We start from the raw sequence: 16,356 nt of genomic DNA, 5'->3' as shown, positions 1-16,356 counted from the left end.
GACGGTTCACTGTAAAGGCGCCCAGACTATTCAAGCTTTCACCGTCAAGCGAGGCCCACTGAATTCTGAAAACTGAAGGCCGCAGTTTCAATACGGCGGCTCCCTTACGAGGTTGATGCATTCAATTTTTGTGTTAAAAATAACATGTTTTGTGTTGATATAAGTACCATGGTCAACTATTTCAAGAGGATTCTAAATTGCTGGGAAAAGATAATTTTTGGGGGAAGAAGGTCAAAACAAGTCATCTAATTATAAAGGTGATACTTCCAATTTTTTTAATGATAGTCATAATCTTATCAGTGAATGTAAGCATGCTGGGTGTTTTGAACGATATTTCCCCATTTTTGAAAGCCGGTTTATATTTCGATATGCTTTCTGTTTTTTTTCTGGTTTCACTGTTTGTATTATCCTGTAGCATTCCAGTCTATAACTATAAGATTTATATTATCAGAGCTGGATTTGTGCTATGGATTGCAGGTCAGACCTTTGATTTATCAGATGAGTTTACCTATCAGCCGAAATGGATGGCTTTTTATTGCGAAGATTTTCTTAAAACTATAGGGATGTTCATTGTTTGTTTTTTTAGTTTTAAATTAGTCAGGAAACTTGGCTTTATGCACTCTGAAGCAAATATACAATCTTTTAGTGATGAACTAACAAAATTACCCAATAGGAGATTTTTTATCAAGCATCTCGATGATCTGGAAAATGAACGGTTTGCGCTATTATTAATAGATATCGATCATTTTAAAAAAATTAATGACACTTATGGTCATGATGTTGGCGATCTTGTTCTTAGTGATTTTGGTGAGGTCCTTTCACATTTTTGTAGTGAACTATCGATGCCTGCCAGAATAGGTGGCGAGGAGTTTGCTATATTAATAAAAAATACATCAGAAAATCAGGTTAAAAAAATTGCAACCGATGTTTTCAATGCATCAAATAAAATAAAAATTAACGAGAATGCATTCCTTTCAATTAGTATCGGCGGTGGCATTAAAAAAGAAGCAGAAACCGTAAAAGAACTATTGAAAAGAGTTGATGTTATATTATATGAAGCCAAAAAATCAGGGCGTGGTAAAATTATGTGGTCGGAGTGATTTAAAATAAATGATGATGTATTCAATAGGATTATTATAATTACAACAGATAGTACTCATTGACCTGCTCTCAATTTTTTGCCGCATTGCAGAATACGGTCACGTCCGGATCTGAGGATCTGAGTGAAAATATTTATGTCACAATGACGGCCTTACGAACGGCGAATGATCCCAGCTTCTGTAAAACGGGTCAAAATCACGCCGATTTACCCAATAATTCGGTTACAAATCGGACTCAGACTCTCGCCTCATAAGACATTCATCATGAAATACACCATTAACAAATAACGCAGCGGTATCTGTTGCCCATTCAGTGAATCCAAAAGAACGATAAAGAGCTTGTGCTGCGTGATTAGTCGTTACTACTGAAAGTTTTATTGTCCGGGCTGATTTAGCAGCCTCCAGCGCTGCGGCTAAAAGCGCTCGGGAAAGGCCCGAACCTCTCATCTCGGCACGGACATACATTCCCCAGATAGTGGCAATATGGCTTAGCTTTGGGGCGGCACTACAACTAACGCCAATGATACCCTGTAAGGTGTTCTGAAGATCGAATCCTCCAAAGACACAATCGCCCAGTAACCGCTCAGCAAAGAACTGTGTTGGTTTCTTATTCCAGTCCTCATAGGAGGCACCAAAAGCGTCAGGATGAAGCCGCAGTGCTTCCAGCCTTACTCGTCTAAAATCGTCAAGATCATTCACATTAAGACGGCGCACACTAAGTGTTTTCATTCCGAGCTCCTTGCTACCGCAAATTTTTACTCACCCACAATGGTATCAACTTACAATAATAACGTATCTACGACGCATCTTTGTTGTAAGCCCAAAGCGTTAATGCCAGCTCCTGGCATAAGGTCGCCAACGACTTTACACCAGCCCAGCACGGTGAAAAGGTAGGCATCAGCAACGCTGAACGACAAGCTCATCAGATAAGCTTCCCCGGAGAGCGTATCCTGGAGGAAATCGAACCGCCTGAATAGCTTCTCACGAAAAAATGAACCCCATTCCTGGACGTGCAGAAGTTGTATTAGGCCAGGATGCATGGGTGGCGGTATTACCAGCCCGTCATGTGCAGGCACGCCATAAAAGGGAGTGCGGCATAACGCTTGAAGAACTGGCAGCCCAACCCTTTATTCTCGCGACAGGCGGCTGTGTAGTGAATGGAAAAAGTCTGATGAAACAGTCTGGCTTGCACGATCTGACGTACGCGTGACAGTACGTGAAGGCATGGGAGTAGCGCTTGTACCTAAATCAACCCTGCCGGAAGAATTGCGCGGCCTGTGCGTGGTGCCAGTGATACCACCTATACACCGAGAATTTGGGCTCGTTTGTTCGAAAGCCGGAAAGTCTTCTCTAGCGACGCAGGCATGACTTAAAGGGCTGCGCAAAGGAGGGTGTTCTGCTGTTGAAGACTTAATTCAGTTTCTTAATCAATAGTGAACCAGTCCGCCGTCCACAGCATACTGGCTTCCGGTTACGTAAGACGCATCATCTGAGAGCAGAAAAAGTGCGACGGCGGCAGCTTCATCAGCGGTACCGGCTCGCCGGAGTGGCACTTGGCTTACCACAAAATCTTCAAACTGTTGCCGCAACTCATCGGGCATGAAGTGTCTAAAATTAGTCTCGATTGGCCCTGGTACCAGCGTGTTGGCGCGAATGTTGCGCGTAGCAAGCGAGGCGGCCCAGCTTTTTACCATGGCGACAACGGCGCCTTTGGTTGCAGCATATAGGCTCGTCATTGCCGCACCTTCGTAGACCGAAGACGATGCGGTGACCAACACGGATGCGCCGGGATTCAACAGGTTGGAAAGTGATGCAAGCTGAAGCATAGGCCCGCGGACATTGGCATTCATCATGCGATTAAAGGCGTCGGCCGTAACGGATTCCGGTGCGCCAACTTCTGTGTAACCCGCATTCAGCCACAATCCGTCAAGGTGTCCCCAGCCGCTGACAGCCGTTGCGAGTGCATCAATATCAGCCTCACTTGCTGCATCACTTTTCAGGATCAATGCGGTGCCCGGCAACAGCTTGCGGGCTTGGGCCAGACGTTCTTCACTGAGCCCTGTGATGGCAACGTGTCCCCCCTCTTTTACAATGCGCAGTGCACCGGCCAGCCCCATGCCACTAGTGCCACCCGTTATAAGTAAACGTTTGCCGTGAAATCTGCTCATAACTACTCCCTTTTATCCTTAAAATCGCCATTTACCTTACGAAAGATATACACAACCGTCATCTGTTTCATCATGCAGCCATGACATTAATGGATGGCCTACCAAGATTAGATACACTGGCAGTTCGTAATTTCGCTGTAATGAGTTTTTAGAATTGTTTCAAGGTCTGCTCTGCTACTGGCACTGAGCGGTCTGTCGGATTTGATCAAAACTTATCTTCCGAAATGGTCAGACCGCGTATAAGTCAGTACCCGATTAATCGTCAGCTTGTTCGATATTTGGCTGAGTGCGTTGCTGATCTTTAGTCTTACGGTAGTTTTTGGCGATTTGTGGCACAGACACCGTTTTGCCGGTTTCCATCCAGGTACGCAGACGGTTGGCATCCGCGAATGCGGTGAATTTACCAAAAGCATCCATCACCACCAGCGTCACTGGCCTGCCATTAATGGTGGCGCGCATCGCAAGACAGTGGCCTGCCTCATCGGTATATCCGGTTTTGGTCAGCTGAATTCTCCAGCTGGGGTTCATGATCAAATGGTTGGTATTACGGAAAGGTAACGCATAGGCCGGATGGCTGAAGACCGCCGTTTTTTCAGCGGTAGTGCTTAGCTCGCCAATCAGCGGATATTTTTGCGAAGCCAGCAGCAGACGCGTCAAATCACGCGCCGTAGACACGTTGCGCGGCGACAGCCCGGTGGGTTCGACATAATGGGTTTGGGTCATCCCCAACTGTTTGGCTTTGGCGTTCATCGCATGGATAAAGGCATCATAGCCACCGGGATAATGCGCAGCCAGACTGGCAGCCGCGCGGTTTTCAGATGACATCAGCGCCAACTGTATCATCTGCCGACGGGTAATTTCACTGTTCACTTTGACGCGGGAAAAGACGCCGCGCATTTCGCTGGTGTTATGGATATCAACCGAAATCACTTCGTCCAGCGGCAGCTTGGCATCCAGCGTTACCATCGCGGTCATCAGTTTAGTCAGTGAGGCAATCGGCCGCACCTGATCAGGATTTCGGGAATAAATCACTTCGTGGGTTTTAAGATCAACCACCATGGCACTGCCGGAAGCAATTTGTACAATAGGTGCAGTCACCGGCGCACGTTTTTCGCCAGCCGTTGCAGAACAGACAGACATCATGCCTGTGTTTAAGGCCAAAAGGCTCAGAATCAAAAGACGGATTTTCACATGCATTGCTCTGTATTTAAAAAGGGAATTCATCAATAACTCACCGGAACTGCCGGGGATTATAAGGGAGGCGAGGCAAGATGACACTCGGATTTTATGCAGGCATTTGTGACAAAGTCTGTCACAAATGCCCTAAAAATAAGGGCTGACGAGTAAGTGAACACTTGCGAGGGGGCGCTAAGATGATACCTCAGTATAAAAAAAAGCCCCAGCGAGGGTTACTCCGCTTCTTTCTGGGATAGGCCTAAAAAGCTATTCGCTTGTCTCAATCAAATAACCCATCTCTTGCCCAAACGAAAGCTCAAGCGTATTGCCATCGGGGTCGTCTAGAAATGCCCAATAGCCTACCGGCGGGCCACTATCTTGCGGCTCTTTGCGCAGAACGCCATCGGCACGTGCCAGCGCCAGTTTGGCATCCATCTCATTTTTTGATTTACAGGCTACCCCAAGGTGTCCAAACGGGCCAAGTTTAGTGTCAGTTGAGTCTGGGTTCTCTACCAGCACGATGGCGAAATTACGGGTCATGTCGCTGATCCACGCCACCGGTCTTGCGTCAGTGCCGCGCTCTCCGCGCTGGTGAATCACTTTCATGTCAGCAAATTTTTCATAAAATGCCAGACTGGCATCAAGATCTTTGACTGAAAACGCGATGTGGGTCAGGCCGATATCTTTGTTACCCATGATATTTCTCCGTTGTGTTGATTTATTTTTCATTCAGCACGCACGGAGAAATCAGGGAAAACAATCAGCGGTTAATACGTTCTCTAATCGTTTTCGATGTTTTCAACATGCGTACTTCATTGAAGAGTTCTGTCGCTTCGTCGTACTCTTTACGCAAATAGCCCAGCCACTGTTTGATCCGCGCGACATGGTACAAACCGGTGTCACCCTGCTTTTCCAAATGGGTATATTTTTTCAGCAGGATCATCACATCAGCCCACGGCATGCGAGGTTCGTTGTACTTCACCACACGGCTAAGGTTCGGAATATTCAGCGCCCCACGGCCAATCATTACCGAGTCACACCCCGTCACGTTCATACAAGCCTGAGCACTGGCATAGTCCCAAATCTCACCGTTGGCGATCACGGGAATAGTCAGCCGCTGGCGGATCTCCGCTATCGCCGGCCAGTTAATACGTTCGGCTTTATAACCGTCTTCCTTAGTACGGCCATGCACGGTTAATTCCGTCGCACCCGCCTGCTGTACCGCATCGGCAATTTCAAAGCTCTGGGCCAGAGAATCCCAGCCGAGACGTACTTTTACCGTGACCGGCAACTCAGCGGGCACCGCCTCGCGCATGGCTTTAGCGCCCTGATAAATCAGCTCGGGATCTTTCAACAATGTCGCGCCGCCGCCGCTGCCATTCACCGTTTTCGACGGGCAACCGCAATTAAGATCAACGCCGTAAGAACCGAGTTGTACTGCCAGCGCAGCATTCTCTGCCAGCCATTGCGGGTATTGGCCAAGTAACTGGATGCGAACCTGGGTGCCGGATGGTGTGCGGCTGTGGTTAAGTAATTCAGGGCAGAGACGATAGAAGGATTTGGCGGGAAGCAACATGTCGACCACGCGCAAAAACTCGGTGATGCATAGGTCGTAATCATTCACTTCGGTCAAAAGTTCTCTGACCAAAGGATCCAGTACGCCTTCCATCGGAGCCAGTAATACACGCATGACGTTCACCCTTAAAAAATGACGGGCAATAATACGGGTGAACGCCCTGCTATAGCAATATCCCCTTCCTACTTCAAGCCACCGCTGCGTGGGCTGCACACCCACTTATTCTGGGTATACAAGCACTTCCGGGTGAGAAATACGGCGTTTCTTCACCGAACGCCAGGCGGTGAAAATGCCCAGCCCCGAAGGAATGATAAAGAACAAGAACAGCCAGAATGCGGCATGACTGGCCGCTTCAGGCTGGCCACTGTTAACACCGGCAAGGTTAGCGATGGTTCCAGCCAGCGCGGCACCCAGCGCGGCGGCGAAAGATTGCACCAGCGTAATAGAAGCCCCCGCGGTCTCTTTCTCCTGCGCATCGGCCTGTTGTAATACGCGAGTCAGCAAGTGAGGCCAGCCAAGACCGATACCGAAACCGGCCAATGTCAGCCCCAGAATAATGCCACTCACGTTGAACCACGGTGGACCGAAAACCACCGGCACTGACGCCAGCAATAACAGCAGGCCTACCGCCAGAATGGCGGGGCCAGAGACAATCGACTGATTGACACGGCGACCGGTCCACCCCGCGCTGGTCATTTCACTCAGCGTCCAGCCAGCGGCAGCGGCGGCGGTAATGTACCCCGCAGCCAGCGGTGTCTGCCCGTGCAGATGTTGCAACATATAAGGCACGTAGATTTCACAGCCCAGACCTATCATCAGCAACGCCATCGTCATGTACAACCAGCACAGCGGCGAGGAAAGTGATAAAGAATGACGCGGCAGCAAACGAACTTTTGCAGTGAATTCCCGCTGGCGTAGCAACAGCATCATCAGAATTGCCACCACGATACCGCCGAGGTTCACCCAACCGTGGGCTGATAAACTTCCGGCCGACACCACCAGCACCGAGCCGGTCAGTAAGGCCAGTTGAATAAGCGGAAGCGGTTCTGCTGTCTGCGGTTTTGCCTGCTGCGCGGGTAAAGTATGCCAAACCAATGCGCCGAATAGCAGGGTCACTGGCACCAGCAATCCGAAAGCGTAACGCCATGCATGCAGTTCAGCAAAGATGCCGCCAATCGCCGGGCCGACTAACGTCGCGACGCCCCACATGGCAGAGATCAGCGCCATAGCGCGCGGCCACAACGACTCTTTAAATACCAGATTGATCATGGCGTAGGAGAGTGCGAACAGGAACCCGCCGCCTAATCCCTGAATCGCTCGCCCCAGCAGTAGAATCGGCATACTGGGTGCCGCCGCACATAGCGCCGAGCCGACCATAAAGATACCGGTTGCCGTCAGATAACTACCGCGCGGCCCCGCTTTACGCATCAGACGTGCCGACAATGCCGCACCGAGAATCGAGCTGACCACAAATAATGTCATATTCCACGCGTACCACGTCAGGCCGCCAATATCCTGCACGACTGAGGGCAGAATAGTGATGACGATATAACTGTTGGTAGCGTACAACGCGACGCCAGCGCTGAGCGCAATCGCGCTGCCCCGGTTCTCTGCGCTGAATAACCCGCTCCAGCCGCCCTGATTCTCTGACATGTATTCTTCCCTTAGTATTGTTTGATCACGAACCTTATTGTGGCGCGTCATGAATGTGGTAACATTAAACAAGAAATATCTTGGAATACTAATTCATGCCGTAATCTAAAACCTGAGGAGGAGATATGTCAAGTGATGACTTGGAAAATTCAGGTGAAATACATCAAAATGCGATTAAAAAAAGCGTAGCAGAGCGCCTGCTGCTGTTGCTTAAAACACGGGGAGAATTACAAGCCAGTGACGCCGGTAACATTCTCGGCACCACCAGTGAAGCGGCACGCCAGCAGTTCGTCAAGCTGGCAAAAGATGAACTGGTTGAGGCGAAATCTGTTTCTCAGGGCGTTGGGCGTCCGGTGCAATTCTGGAAACTCACCGCACGGGGTCACGCGCATTTTCCTGATGCCCACGCTGACCTGACCGTACAACTGCTCACGCTGATCCGATCATCGTTAGGTGATAAGGCGCTGGATAAACTGATCTCCAGCCGCGAAGAACAGACCCGTGACGCCTATCAGCAGGCCATGACTGGCGCAACGACGCTGGAAGAACGCTTGCAGCGGCTGACCGCAATCCGCACCCGCGAAGGCTATATGGCAGACTGGCAGCAAGTAGAGGATGGCAGCTTTCTACTGGTCGAAAACCATTGCCCAATTTGCGCGGCGGCGGCGACCTGCCAAGGTTTTTGCCGGGCAGAACGCGAGGTGTTCAGCGCCACGCTTGAAGCTAACGTCGAACGTACCGAGCATATTCTGCAAGGTGCACGCCGCTGCGCCTACCGCATCTGGTTATAAATAGCCGAAAAAAAACCGCCTACAGCAAACGCTGAGGCGGTTTTTTCATTCAGGGCAACGCTTACGGCTTGCGACCGCCAGCCGGAGGACCTGAACGTCGCTGACCGGCATTCGCTGCGCGGGCAGGACGAGCAGCCGGACGGCCTTCGCCTGAACCCCGATGTTCGCTGCCGCCGCTGCGCTGGCCACTGCCTGCCGGACGCGGAGCGCTTGAGCGAGGAGCACCTGAACCAGAGCGCTGACCGCCACCCTGACGCGGAGCACCACGACCACCGCCGCCGCTACCCTGACGACCATTAATGATCGGCTCAGCTCTGATGGTGGGATCCGGCTCGTAGCCTTCCAGCGCAATGCGTGGAATTTCATGCTTGAGCAAACGCTCGATATCACGCAGCAGTTTGTGTTCATCAACACAGACGAGCGAGATCGCTTCACCGGTGGATTCGGCACGGCCAGTACGGCCAATGCGGTGAACATAATCTTCAGGCACATTGGGCAACTCGTAGTTGACTACGTGTGGCAAGTGATCGATGTCCAGACCACGTGCCGCAATATCCGTCGCAACCAGCACACGAACGCCGCCGTCTTTGAAGTCAGCGAGTGCACGAGTACGCGCGCCCTGACTTTTGTTACCGTGAATAGCAGAGGCAGTGATGCCATCCTTATTCAGTTGTTCTGCCAGATGATTTGCGCCATGTTTAGTCCGCGTAAAGACCAGCACCTGTCTCCAGTCGCCTTCGCCAATCATCTGAGACAGCAATTCTCTTTTGCGTTTTTTATCAACAAAATGCACACTTTGTTCAATCTGCTCTGAAGCGGTATTACGGCGCGCTACTTCGACAGATGCCGGGTTAGTCAGCAATTTGCTGGCCAGACCTTTGATCTCATCAGAGAAGGTGGCAGAGAACAGCAGGTTCTGGCGCTTGGCGGGTAGCTTAACCAGAATACGACGAATGTCGTGGATGAACCCCATATCCAGCATGCGGTCAGCTTCGTCCAGCACCAGAATTTCAACTTTGGATAAATCCACCGCGTTCTGATGTTCTAAGTCCAGAAGACGGCCAGGCGTCGCGACCAGCACGTCTACACCTGCGCGTAGCTTCATCATCTGCGGGTTAATGCTTACGCCACCAAATACGACCAAAGAACGCAAGGTCAGGTATTTGCTGTAAGACACGACGTTTTCGCCAATCTGCGCGGCCAGTTCACGGGTCGGCGTCAGGATCAGCGCACGAACAGGGCGACGTCCTTTGAATTGTGCGTTGGAATGGCTGAGCATGTTGAGCAGTGGTAAGGTGAAACCAGCGGTTTTACCGGTACCGGTCTGCGCACTTGCCATCAAGTCACGGCCTTGCAGAACAACAGGGATAGCCTGGCTCTGAATAGGCGTAGGCTCACGATAGCCCTGTTCTTCAACAGCACGCAAAATTTCGGCACTTAAGCCGAGAGAATCAAATGACATATAAGGAAAAGCTCCAGTCCACTCTAACCCGAACGGGGTTCGGTGCAGTTTCAAGAGTGGATGATCAGACGAGGCAAATGAGGCATTACCACGAGGATTCGGCACAAACTGCAGTGCGCCAGTTGCGGCGATTTTAACACAAGACGGGCTGCTGCGCGAAATTATATACAAAATGACGGTGTAACAGGGTATTTTCGGCCAGGGTATAAGGTATTAACTGTTGTTATTTCAATCGCTGCGGCATTTTATACCGTGATAGCCAAAAAGTCTGATGCAGGATAGCAAATTACCCCAGCGACCTTTACTTACCACTTTTTGCCGTCCTCTGCGCCGCCTGGCTTGCTATGCTTGGCGCAGTTAACACTCTTTCATTAAGGCTATTCCGCAACACCATGGAAACCTGGAAACTCAATCTAATCTCCGTCTGGCTGGGGTGTTTTTTCACCGGCATGGCGATGAGCGAAATTCTGCCCTTCTTGCCGCTTTATATCGAACAACTCGGCGTCACTTCCCACGCCTCACTCAGTTTATGGTCAGGTCTGGTATTCAGCGGTTCCTTTCTAGTCTCAGCGATAGTCGCGCCCTTATGGGGCAGCCTTGCTGATCGCAAAGGGCGTAAGCTGATGCTGCTCCGCGCTGCGCTCGGTATGGCGATTGTCATGATGTTGCAGGGTTTTGCCACCAATGTCTGGCAGTTGTTCATTCTGCGCACACTGATGGGGTTAACTTCTGGTTATATCCCTAACGCCATGGCGCTGGTTGCATCGCAAGTGCCACGCGATAAAAGCGGTTGGGCATTGGGCACACTCTCGACAGGACAGGTTTCCGGGGTGATCATCGGCCCGCTGCTGGGCGGTTTTATGGCCGACCACCTTGGGTTGCGCACGGTGTTCTTCATCACCAGCGGCATGCTGTTTATCAGCTTTCTGATCACCTTATTCCTGATTAAAGAGCGCGTAGTGCCGATCACCAAGGCCAACCGCCTCAGCGGTAAAGCCGTGTTCACTTCCCTGCCCTATCCATGGCTGATCCTCAGCCTGTTCGTCACCACAATGATGATCCAGTTGGCAAACGGGTCGATAAGTCCAATCCTCACGCTGTTTATTCGCGAACTGTCTCCTGATACCGGCAATATTGCCTTTATCAGTGGCGTGATTGCCGCGGTGCCTGGCGTGTCTGCGCTGATGGCGGCTCCCAAACTTGGCAAGCTAGGCGATCGAATCGGCGCGCATCGGATCCTCATCGCCGCGCTGATATTCTGTTTTGTCCTGTTCTGCATGATGTCCAGAATCAGCTCCGCTACCCAGCTCGGCATTCTACGGTTTATGCTCGGCTTCGGCGACGGCGCGCTAATGCCTGCTGTTCAGGCGCTGCTGGTAAAATACAGCAGTGACCAGACGACCGGCCGCATCTTCGGTTATAACCAATCATTTATGTATATGGGGAATGTGATCGGCCCGCTGATTGGCTCGAGTACCTCGGCGCTTCTGGGGTTCCGGTCAGTGTTCGTCGTGACCGCGATTCTGGTGTTGTTTAATACCACTCAGGTATGGTGGAGTTTTAGGCGTGTGCCGACACGCCAGTCGCGGTTTTAATTTCAAATTTCTTAAATTCAATTTCAACGTCAAGGTCGTGGGCGTCGGCCCACACACGATGTGTTCGGATTGCGATCCGAACTGGCTTTTCAATTCAATTTCAACGTCAAGGTCGTGGGCGTCGGCCCACACACGATGCGTTCGGATTACGATCCGAATTGGCTTTTCAATTCAATTTCAACGTCAAGGTCGTGGGCTCGCCGCCCACACTGGCCCAAAGGAGGTTTAAACGAACCTCCTTTGGAATCCTGCGTTTTTTGCTGCTGTAACACCGCAGCTGCGCGAGTCACAATGGCCGTGTTTCAGGCATTTCCGTTATAGCCGCAAAATGTCGCCGCTTAGGCGGTGCCTTCGCTGCGGGTTACAACCCGCGTAAAAAGACTCGCGGTTTTCCACCTCTTGCTCAGCGCCATTTTTGAATGCGGCCCATACTTTTTTTAAAACCAATACCAGTCTGGTTTTGAATGTGAATGTGAATGTGAATGTGAATGTGAATTTGGGTTTGGGTTTGGGTTTGGGTTTGGGTTTGGAATTTTGAAGAAGCTTAGGCCGCATTCAAAATGTCACCGGCAAGTCGGTGGCGAGACAACGTCTTTTCCGTTGGCTCAAACCCGCAGCCGGGAAGCCCGCAGGGCTGACATTTTGCGGCTATCGCTGTGGCATCTGAAACACGGCCATTGTGACCTGCGAAGCTGCTGTTTTAAAAAAGCTCGGATTCCAAAGGCCCGAGCGCCTGCGGGCCTTTGGTCGGTGTGGGCCGACGCCCACGACCTTGAAGTTGAAGCTGAAGCAGTACTGGGCTGCCACCCAAAAAGAAAGGGGCACTTTTCAGCGCCCCCTCACATAGGCAATCAAAAACCTTAACGGCGGTTGCCAAAGATGCGTAAAAGCATCAGGAACAGGTTGATGAAGTCTAAGTACAACGTCAGCGCACCCACAATCGAGTATTTACGGAAGTTGTCTTTGTCATCGACCGACAACTGCTCACCCATGTTTTTCAGCTTCTGAGTGTCATATGCGGTCAAACCGACGAAGATCAGCACGCCAGCATAAGAAATGATGTTGGCAAGGCCGGAGCTTTTCAGCCACATATTCACCAGTGACGCCAGAACCAAACCAATCAGCGCCATAAATAACATGCTGCCGATACCACTCAAATCACGCTTAGTCACATAACCGTAAACGCTCATTGCACCGAACATACCGCCCGCCACAATGAAAGTGCCGAAAATGGACTCGCCGGTATAAACCGTAAAAATACTGGAAAGCGTCAATCCGGTCAGCGCGGAATAGAGCATAAACAGCCCCGTTGCCACCGTTCCGCTCAAGCGATTCACCATACCGGAAATAACGAAAACCAATGCCAGTTGGGCGATGATCAAGCCAAAGAATGTAATTTGGCTTGAGAATACAAAACTCTGGATGGCGTAAGAATTTGACGCATACCAAGCAACGAAAGCAGTGAGTAACAAACCACAGGTCATCCAACCATAGACCTGCGCCATATAAGCCTGAATGCCGCTGTTAGCACGTTCAACAATCGAGCCATTACTGCGTGGATATCGATCCATGATGATTACCTCTTGCATGGAGGACAAAAAATAGGCCCTAAAAACAGGCCGCCTGTTGCATAACATTATCACAAATCTGCCGCACTGCGCGGTTGTAAGCGTAAGGTTTAGTGACAGTTTACCAGCGCTTTGCCGCATCCTCGTCACTGTGGCGGGCATCAACCCAGCGCTCGCCTTGCTCCGTCATTTCCTGCTTCCAGAAAGGTGCCCGGGTTTTCAGGTAGTCCATGATGAATTCGGTGGCGTCAAACGCCATGCCACGGTGCCCACTGGTCACGCCGACAAACACAATTTCATCGCCGGGATACATCGCGCCAATACGGTGATACACAGAGACTCGCTGTAACGGCCAGCGATGACGGGCTTCAGCCACAATTTCAGCCAGCGCTTTTTCGGTCATGCCGGGATAGTGCTCTAGTGTTAACGCGCTGACGTGACTACCCAGATTGTGATTACGCACTTTGCCGGTGAAGGTCACGACGGCTCCGTCGGCGTCGGACTGCGCCAACCAGTTATATTCATCACCGACGTTGAACGGCGCGGCATCAACAATGATTTTGGTCTGGTCCATCTCAGCCTCCGGTCACCGGCGGGAAGAATGCCACTTCGTCGCCCGCGTTCAATGGATGCGCCATATCGGTCAGCGTCTGATTCACCGCCACCAACAATTTGCCCGATTCCAGCGCCAGCGCCCAGCGGTCACCGCGCTCAGTCAGTGAATGACGTAAATCGTCAACCGTCGCGAACTCAGCCGGCAGTTGCAACGCAGAGGTACCAATCAGTTCGCGCACTTGCGCAAAGAATAAAATCTCAATCATGGTGCCACCTTAAAGGTGCCGGATTTCCCGCCGGTTTTTTCCAGCAAGCGGATCGGGCCGATCACCATGTCTTTCTGCACTGCTTTGCACATGTCATAAATCGTCAGCGCGGCGACTGAAGCCGCAGTGAGTGCTTCCATCTCTACGCCGGTTTTACCACTCAGACGACAGCGGGATTCGATGCGCACGCGGTTATGTTCTGGTTGCGCTTCCAGATTCACTTCGACTTTAGTCAGTAGCAATGGATGGCACAGCGGGATCAGATCCCAGGTTTTCTTCGCGGCTTGAATACCGGCAATGCGCGCGGCGGCGAACACGTCACCTTTATGGTGATTACCGCCGATGATCATCGCCAGCGTGCTTTCAGCCATTTCGACAAAGGCTTCGGCGCGGGCTTCACGAACGGTTTCGGCTTTACCGGAGACGTCCACCATGTGGGCATCGCCGGAAGCGTTAATATGAGTGAGTTCAGACATGCTTATTTCTTCAAATGTGGCGTGAAATTACAAGGTCCCTGACGGGCGTCGAGCTGGGCTTCAATGATGTTATCCCAGGCTGTCTGGCAAGCACGGGTAGAACCCGGCATGGCGAAAATCACCGTTTGGTTAGCGAGTCCGGCGATAGCACGCGACTGAATGGTCGAGGTGCCGATATCTTCAAACGACACCATGCGGAACAGCTCGCCAAAGCCTTCGATTTCACGGTCAAACAGCGGCTTCAAGGCTTCCGGCGTGTTGTTACCGGCGTTGAAGCCGGTGCCACCGTTGATCAAAATCGCCTGAATATTTTCATCGGCAATCCAGGCGGATGCGACAGCGCGAATGCTGTAGAGACTTTCTTTAACGATTTGCTGCGCGACAACATGATGTCCGGCTTGTGTCGCCGCGTCTTTCAGGTAATGCCCGGAGGTGTCTTCCTCGTCGGTACGGCGATCTGAGACGGTCATGATCGCCACAGATAACGGCAAAAATTCTTTGCTGGCTTTGCTCATCAGTTTGCTCCTTAAACGATTGGTGCCGGTTTCAGCCGCCGATAAACGACAGGTTCTGAGTGATACCGGTATTACCTTCATGCAGAAAGTGAGTCTGTTTTTTACGGCTGAGGCCGCCCTGAATGCGATCCATCAGGTCTTCCTGCTGCATATCATCGGCCAGTAAATCACGCAGGGGAATGCCCTGCTCGCCGAACAAGCACAAATGCAAGTTGCCGATGGCAGACACGCGCAGGCGGTTACAACTGGCACAGAAGTCTTTTTCGTAAGGCATGATCAAGCCGATTTCGCCAAGATAATCCGGATGACTGAACACCTGTGCCGGACCATCGCTGCGGGAGCGGAGCTGCAACTGCCAGCCCTGACGCACCAACTGCTCGCGCAACACTTCGCCGGAGACGTGATGTTTGCGAAACAGATCGCCGCCGTCGCCGGTTTCCATCAGTTCAATGAAACGCAACTGGATCGGACGGGTTTTGATCCAGTCGAGGAAGGTGCTTAGGCTGGCATGATTGACATCGCGCATCAGCACGGCATTCACTTTTACCTTGCTGAAACCGGCGTCAAACGCGGCATCAATGCCGTCCATCACCTCGCGGAATTTATCCTGCCCGGTGATAGCATGAAATTGGCGGGCGTCGAGGCTGTCAACACTGACGTTGATGTTGGTCAGCCCGGCATCGTGCCATTTGTTGATATCACGCGCCATGCGATAACCATTGGTGGTCACAGCCAGCGTTTTGATGGAAGGATTTTCGCGAACGGCAGCGATGATGTCGCAAAAATCGCGGCGCAGCGAGGGTTCCCCGCCAGTCAGGCGCACTTTTTCCGTTCCTAAATGAGCAAACGCGCGGCTGATACGGCGAATTTCGTCCAGAGACAAAAAACTTTTATTGCTGTGTCCATGCGGTTTGTAACCGTCAGGCAGGCAATAGGAGCAACGAAAGTTGCACACGTCAGTAATAGAAAGCCGCAAGTAATAAAACTTGCGAGCAAAAGCATCGGTAAGTTGAAGCACCTTAACACCTTTCCAAATACGGGAGATGCAGGCATTTCTGCCTCGCACCCTGGTGGCTGAGCCACGGCCAGGAAACCTTATCGTTTTTCTGACAACGCGATGGGTACTATCCGCAGCAGAAAAACAACTTAGGTATCAGGGCTAGGAGTTTGATTTTTTCGGCAGCCATTGCCGGCGAAAAAACACGGGTTACAGCGGCTATTCTAACGCCGTAAAAGGCGTATCAACAAGGCGGTTTTCGTTATAAATATTGATATATAACGATTTTTAACCTCCAGAACGCTGCAGCTATCAACATTCACCTTGCTTTTTTATCTGCGATTTTTCATCCTTTCAGACATGTAAGAGATAACATCTTGTTGCATAATTAGGTAAAAATCCCGGATGTCATTATTAATGCCCCAAATAATGCGAATCGCAGGAAGGTGATGGTGAAC

The 16,356-nt window shown here is 51.1% G+C and carries 16 protein-coding genes, 2 pseudogenes and 1 riboswitch; of the genes and pseudogenes, 4 read left to right on the top strand and 14 right to left on the bottom strand.

Annotation, left to right across the window (positions count from 1 at the left end; genetic code table 11):
• Positions 1 to 197 precede the first annotated feature (197 nt).
• Positions 198 to 1,100 (top strand): GGDEF domain-containing protein, encoded by a 903-nt coding sequence (locus IEV89_RS01645; RefSeq protein WP_188469758.1) that lies wholly within the window; start codon positions 198 to 200, stop codon positions 1,098 to 1,100.
• A 222-nt stretch (positions 1,101 to 1,322) separates the two neighbouring features.
• Here the strand turns inward: IEV89_RS01645 and IEV89_RS01640 are convergent, their stop codons facing one another.
• Together IEV89_RS01640 and IEV89_RS21590 are read right to left on the bottom strand one after the other, a co-directional pair.
• Positions 1,323 to 1,829 (bottom strand): GNAT family N-acetyltransferase, encoded by a 507-nt coding sequence (locus IEV89_RS01640; protein WP_188469756.1) that lies wholly within the window; start codon positions 1,827 to 1,829, stop codon positions 1,323 to 1,325.
• A 134-nt stretch (positions 1,830 to 1,963) separates the two neighbouring features.
• Positions 1,964 to 2,095 (bottom strand): annotated as a pseudogene (locus IEV89_RS21590) (glutathione binding-like protein); the annotation flags it as partial.
• On the opposite strand from IEV89_RS21590, the pseudogene IEV89_RS01630 reads away from it, so the two are divergent.
• Positions 2,092 to 2,468, top strand: a pseudogene (locus tag IEV89_RS01630) (LysR family transcriptional regulator substrate-binding protein); the annotation flags it as partial. The pseudogenes IEV89_RS21590 and IEV89_RS01630 sit on opposite strands and share 4 nt — an antisense overlap.
• 59 nt (positions 2,469 to 2,527) lie before the next feature.
• Here the strand turns inward: IEV89_RS01630 and IEV89_RS01625 are convergent.
• The 5 genes from IEV89_RS01625 to IEV89_RS01605 all read right to left on the bottom strand — a co-directional run bounded on the left by IEV89_RS01625 (position 2,528) and on the right by IEV89_RS01605 (position 7,673).
• Positions 2,528 to 3,268 carry an SDR family oxidoreductase gene (locus tag IEV89_RS01625; RefSeq protein ID WP_188469754.1) on the bottom strand — a complete coding sequence of 247 codons (741 nt, stop codon included), beginning with the start codon at positions 3,266 to 3,268 and terminating at the stop codon, positions 2,528 to 2,530.
• 255 nt (positions 3,269 to 3,523) lie between these two features.
• Positions 3,524 to 4,465 carry a D-alanyl-D-alanine endopeptidase gene (pbpG, locus tag IEV89_RS01620; RefSeq protein WP_188470327.1) on the bottom strand — a complete coding sequence of 314 codons (942 nt, stop codon included), beginning with the start codon at positions 4,463 to 4,465 and terminating at the stop codon, positions 3,524 to 3,526.
• 246 nt (positions 4,466 to 4,711) lie between these two features.
• Positions 4,712 to 5,140: a VOC family protein gene (locus tag IEV89_RS01615; RefSeq protein ID WP_188469752.1), complete on the bottom strand. Its 429-nt coding sequence runs from the start codon at positions 5,138 to 5,140 to the stop codon at positions 4,712 to 4,714.
• Positions 5,141 to 5,204: 64 nt separating this feature from the next.
• Positions 5,205 to 6,134, bottom strand: a complete 930-nt coding sequence (gene dusC / locus IEV89_RS01610; RefSeq protein WP_188469750.1) for a tRNA dihydrouridine(16) synthase DusC — start codon at positions 6,132 to 6,134, stop codon at positions 5,205 to 5,207.
• Positions 6,135 to 6,239: 105 nt separating this feature from the next.
• A complete protein-coding gene (locus IEV89_RS01605) occupies positions 6,240 to 7,673 on the bottom strand; it encodes an MFS transporter (protein WP_188469748.1) in 1,434 nt (477 codons plus the stop codon).
• A gap of 125 nt (positions 7,674 to 7,798) precedes the next feature.
• Here IEV89_RS01605 and IEV89_RS01600 point away from each other — a divergent pair, with 125 nt between their 5' ends.
• A complete protein-coding gene (locus tag IEV89_RS01600) occupies positions 7,799 to 8,464 on the top strand; it encodes a helix-turn-helix transcriptional regulator (RefSeq protein WP_188469746.1) in 666 nt (221 codons plus the stop codon).
• 61 nt (positions 8,465 to 8,525) lie between these two features.
• Here IEV89_RS01600 and rhlE read toward each other — a convergent pair whose 3' ends face one another.
• A complete protein-coding gene (gene rhlE / locus IEV89_RS01595) occupies positions 8,526 to 9,926 on the bottom strand; it encodes an ATP-dependent RNA helicase RhlE (RefSeq protein ID WP_188469745.1) in 1,401 nt (466 codons plus the stop codon).
• Positions 9,927 to 10,318: 392 nt separating this feature from the next.
• Between rhlE and IEV89_RS01590 the strand changes: the two genes are divergently transcribed.
• The gene (locus tag IEV89_RS01590; protein ID WP_188469742.1) at positions 10,319 to 11,521 is read left to right on the top strand and encodes a multidrug efflux MFS transporter; all 1,203 of its coding nucleotides are present in this window, start codon (positions 10,319 to 10,321) and stop codon (positions 11,519 to 11,521) included.
• Positions 11,522 to 12,381: 860 nt separating this feature from the next.
• Here the strand turns inward: IEV89_RS01590 and IEV89_RS01585 are convergent.
• From IEV89_RS01585 to moaA, 6 genes are all read right to left on the bottom strand, one after another.
• Complete coding sequence (locus IEV89_RS01585) at positions 12,382 to 13,092, bottom strand: Bax inhibitor-1/YccA family protein (RefSeq protein ID WP_188469740.1); 711 nt, start codon at positions 13,090 to 13,092, stop codon at positions 12,382 to 12,384.
• Between the two features lie 118 nt (positions 13,093 to 13,210).
• Positions 13,211 to 13,663 (bottom strand): molybdopterin synthase catalytic subunit MoaE, encoded by a 453-nt coding sequence (moaE, locus tag IEV89_RS01580; RefSeq protein ID WP_188469738.1) that lies wholly within the window; start codon positions 13,661 to 13,663, stop codon positions 13,211 to 13,213.
• Position 13,664: 1 nt separating this feature from the next.
• Complete coding sequence (moaD, locus tag IEV89_RS01575; RefSeq protein WP_188469736.1) at positions 13,665 to 13,910, bottom strand: molybdopterin synthase sulfur carrier subunit; 246 nt, start codon at positions 13,908 to 13,910, stop codon at positions 13,665 to 13,667.
• The gene (gene moaC / locus IEV89_RS01570; RefSeq protein WP_188469734.1) at positions 13,907 to 14,386 is read right to left on the bottom strand and encodes a cyclic pyranopterin monophosphate synthase MoaC; all 480 of its coding nucleotides are present in this window, start codon (positions 14,384 to 14,386) and stop codon (positions 13,907 to 13,909) included. The genes moaD and moaC overlap by 4 nt, the downstream gene beginning before the upstream one ends.
• A gap of 2 nt (positions 14,387 to 14,388) precedes the next feature.
• Positions 14,389 to 14,901: a molybdenum cofactor biosynthesis protein B gene (gene moaB / locus IEV89_RS01565; RefSeq protein ID WP_188469732.1), complete on the bottom strand. Its 513-nt coding sequence runs from the start codon at positions 14,899 to 14,901 to the stop codon at positions 14,389 to 14,391.
• 31 nt (positions 14,902 to 14,932) lie between these two features.
• The gene (gene moaA / locus IEV89_RS01560) at positions 14,933 to 15,919 is read right to left on the bottom strand and encodes a GTP 3',8-cyclase MoaA (RefSeq protein WP_188469730.1); all 987 of its coding nucleotides are present in this window, start codon (positions 15,917 to 15,919) and stop codon (positions 14,933 to 14,935) included.
• A riboswitch (molybdenum cofactor riboswitch) is annotated at positions 15,909 to 16,079 on the bottom strand. Its footprint overlaps the gene before it by 11 nt.
• Between the last annotated feature and the right edge of the window lie 277 nt (positions 16,080 to 16,356).

The sequence above is a fragment of the Hafnia psychrotolerans genome, from assembly GCF_014639435.1.
Lineage (GTDB): Bacteria > Pseudomonadota > Gammaproteobacteria > Enterobacterales > Enterobacteriaceae > Ewingella > Ewingella psychrotolerans.
The sequence above is the reverse complement of the archived record's forward strand: the minus strand, read 5'-3'. Positions and strand labels throughout refer to the sequence as shown.

Excerpts from the sequence above, each read along its gene's own strand:
- IEV89_RS01640 (WP_188469756.1), bottom strand. The coding sequence starts at position 1,829 with ATGAAAACACTTAGTGTGCGCCGTCTTAATGTGAATGATCTTGACGAT.
- IEV89_RS01625 (WP_188469754.1), bottom strand. The coding sequence starts at position 3,268 with ATGAGCAGATTTCACGGCAAACGTTTACTTATAACGGGTGGCACTAGT.
- pbpG (WP_188470327.1), bottom strand. The coding sequence starts at position 4,465 with ATGCATGTGAAAATCCGTCTTTTGATTCTGAGCCTTTTGGCCTTAAAC.
- IEV89_RS01615 (WP_188469752.1), bottom strand. The coding sequence starts at position 5,140 with ATGGGTAACAAAGATATCGGCCTGACCCACATCGCGTTTTCAGTCAAA.
- dusC (WP_188469750.1), bottom strand. The coding sequence starts at position 6,134 with ATGCGTGTATTACTGGCTCCGATGGAAGGCGTACTGGATCCTTTGGTC.
- IEV89_RS01605 (WP_188469748.1), bottom strand. The coding sequence starts at position 7,673 with ATGTCAGAGAATCAGGGCGGCTGGAGCGGGTTATTCAGCGCAGAGAAC.
- IEV89_RS01600 (WP_188469746.1), top strand. The coding sequence starts at position 7,799 with ATGTCAAGTGATGACTTGGAAAATTCAGGTGAAATACATCAAAATGCG.
- rhlE (WP_188469745.1), bottom strand. The coding sequence starts at position 9,926 with ATGTCATTTGATTCTCTCGGCTTAAGTGCCGAAATTTTGCGTGCTGTT.
- IEV89_RS01590 (WP_188469742.1), top strand. The coding sequence starts at position 10,319 with ATGGAAACCTGGAAACTCAATCTAATCTCCGTCTGGCTGGGGTGTTTT.
- IEV89_RS01585 (WP_188469740.1), bottom strand. The coding sequence starts at position 13,092 with ATGGATCGATATCCACGCAGTAATGGCTCGATTGTTGAACGTGCTAAC.
- moaE (WP_188469738.1), bottom strand. The coding sequence starts at position 13,663 with ATGGACCAGACCAAAATCATTGTTGATGCCGCGCCGTTCAACGTCGGT.
- moaD (WP_188469736.1), bottom strand. The coding sequence starts at position 13,910 with ATGATTGAGATTTTATTCTTTGCGCAAGTGCGCGAACTGATTGGTACC.
- moaC (WP_188469734.1), bottom strand. The coding sequence starts at position 14,386 with ATGTCTGAACTCACTCATATTAACGCTTCCGGCGATGCCCACATGGTG.
- moaB (WP_188469732.1), bottom strand. The coding sequence starts at position 14,901 with ATGAGCAAAGCCAGCAAAGAATTTTTGCCGTTATCTGTGGCGATCATG.